The organism is Clostridia bacterium, from assembly GCA_017438525.1.
In the GTDB taxonomy this organism is placed as follows: domain Bacteria; phylum Bacillota; class Clostridia; order Oscillospirales; family RGIG8002; genus RGIG8002.
Genome location: JAFRVI010000072.1, coordinates 1 through 2,278, shown reverse-complemented (window position 1 = coordinate 2,278; position 2,278 = coordinate 1). Strand labels below are relative to the sequence as shown.

The following is a 2,278-nucleotide window of genomic DNA, read 5'->3' as shown; positions in this document are numbered from 1 at the left end:
GGCGTCTGCGCCGCCGAGCCACCTCCCTCGTCAGAGGGAGGTCTTATTCGCGCTTGCATCACGGGAACAGGTGCGGCGCCTTCTTCCTTACATTGTATTCAATATACTCACACACGCCACGGAGATTATCATCAATATCAGTATTACATATCCGCAGGACTGTCAAGTCCTGTTTCTCCAGATACTCAGTGCGGACGGCATCCTTCGCCGCCTGTTCGTCTGTGTAGTGCCCTCCCCCGTCGAGCTCAATGACAAGCTTTGCTTTCGCACAGTAGAAATCCGCTATGTAGTTCCCTATCGCCTTTTGGCGCTGGAACCTTACGGGAAAGGTGCGCAGAAATTTATACCAAAGCTGTTTTTCCTGCTTTGTCATATTTTTGCGCAGGGACTTTGCAAGAGGGATGTTGGATCTGTTGTATTCCTTCATGCGCGCTCCTTTATTGCTATTATTGATGGTTTTATGGAGTGAATGTGTCTCTCCCTCCGTCTCGGCGTCTGCGCCGCCGAGCCACCTCCCTCGTCAGAGGGAGGTCTTATTCGCCGGCGGCGGCGAATTTACCCGCGAAAAGCGCCCCGAAAACTTCGGGGCGCTTTGAGCGATCTTACGCTTCTACGTCTTCTTCTCCGCCGGTGACTTCCATGCGCATGTCGATCTTGAACTCGCCGCCGATTATTTTATCGACGCAGTCGGGGTCGGGGCCCTCGAGCCAGATGACGACGGTGTATTTCGTGATGTCGCCGGGTTTGAAATTCTCAATGTATTTCTTGACTATCGTGTTGCCCGTCTGGAACGCCGTTGTGCCGGGCTCCGGGCCTTCTATGCCGTCCGTTCGCGCGTAGGCGTAGTCGACGTAGTCGCCGTTGACGTAAAGCCGCACGCGCGCCGCCTTCTCGACCTCAAAGGTCATGTTGGCGATATACATTTCATACGAGTAGGTCAGCGTCTTCGTGCCCATGTTCTTGCAGTAGAAGGTGTACGCCACGTAGTTGTCGCCGTTGTGCTCGCCGTCGATGTTGTCCAGCCAGTCGGGGAGCGTGGAGCCGTCGATGTTCGTTATCTCCTCCGCGATCTCGGCGTTCAGGCGGGACGAGTAGACGTCGAAGCCCGGACTTTCGGAAAGCGAGAGCGCGTAGTCGTGGTTATCGAACTTGTTGACCGAGACCGTGAACGCGCCGAATTTCATATACAGCACCGACGCGACGTAGCCGACGATCAGGATAAGCGCGAAGATGAGTATGATTATCGGCAGGAACTTCGTCCACAATCTGTAGCGTTTTACTTCGCCTGCGGTACGCCGTATGCTTACGGTCGGGTTTTGCTGTGCCATCAGACCTCATCCTCCTTCTGCTCAACCGCCTCGTCCAGCGTCATGCGCAGGGAGCCGTGCTCCGCGGCGCCTTCGTAGCCCGACGACGGAATGTAGCCGAGGCAGTCGGCGCGGCTGTGGGCGGTTATCTGGTCGTCATTATATAATCCGTCGCCGATGACGTCGACGGGCAGGGCGCGCAGGAAATTTATGAATTCAGAGAAGACGCGCCCCTTGTCGCGATTATCCGAATACGCGGAGACGCGCGGCGCGAGAAGCACCATGTCGACCGGCAGGTCAACGAGCGCGGTCACCGGACAGTCGCGTTCGCCGCAGCCGCTCATCAGCGTGCGCACCTTCGCGATCTTGAAGGCGAGCAGCGCCGGACGCGCGACCTCGACGTCTTCGTAAAGCAGCGAGCGCGGGAATTCCAGGCAGAGCCGCTCGGGGTGCTCGGTGTAGTCGAGCCGCGCGAGCAGGTCTTTGATCCACGCGTACGGGTCCGGCAGGCGCGTCAGCGACGCCGGCACGCGCGCGGTCACGAAGTCGACGTGGCGGTCGAACGCCTCGAAGGTCTTCAGCGCTTCGACGGCTTTGGTCACGTTCCAGCGGGCGAGCTTTTCGCCGCGGTCCGTTTCGTCGGCGGCGTAGGCGTATTTCTCCGGCGGGATCACGCCCTCGATCACGCTGTTTATATAGGTGAAGCTGCGGTATGCGATCGGCAGCCGCCGGTAGCAGCTGTTTATCTGCGCGAACCGCATCTCCAGCGGCGCGATGCCCGCCGACAGCGTCATCTTCACGTAGTCGACGGCGGAGGCGGCGTCGGGGGAGGGGGCGGCGTCTGAGGGGGCGGCTTCGTCCGCGGGGGCGTCCGTTTCGGCGGGGGAGGCGTCCGCGGGGGAGGGGTTCACTCCCTCAGTCTCGGACGGCAAGCCGTCCTCGACAGCTCCCTCGTCTGAGGGAGCTCCGCC

General features: G+C 59.7%; 3 protein-coding genes. All 3 read right to left on the bottom strand.

What is annotated here, in order from left to right; genetic code table 11:
* Positions 1 to 58: 58 nt before the first annotated feature.
* On the bottom strand, positions 59 to 427 hold the full coding sequence (locus tag IJL83_06520) for an endonuclease domain-containing protein (protein ID MBQ6553248.1): 369 nt from the start codon (positions 425 to 427) through the stop codon (positions 59 to 61).
* 175 nt (positions 428 to 602) lie between these two features.
* Positions 603 to 1,328, bottom strand: a complete 726-nt coding sequence (locus IJL83_06515; protein ID MBQ6553247.1) for a hypothetical protein — start codon at positions 1,326 to 1,328, stop codon at positions 603 to 605.
* The coding region (locus tag IJL83_06510) for an EAL domain-containing protein (protein ID MBQ6553246.1) at positions 1,328 to 2,278 on the bottom strand (951 nt) is incomplete at its 5' end. The genes IJL83_06510 and IJL83_06515, both read right to left, overlap by 1 nt.

Coding starts and splice junctions, on each gene's coding strand:
- IJL83_06520 (MBQ6553248.1), bottom strand. CDS start 427: ATGAAGGAATACAACAGATCCAACATCCCTCTTGCAAAGTCCCTGCGC.
- IJL83_06515 (MBQ6553247.1), bottom strand. CDS start 1,328: ATGGCACAGCAAAACCCGACCGTAAGCATACGGCGTACCGCAGGCGAA.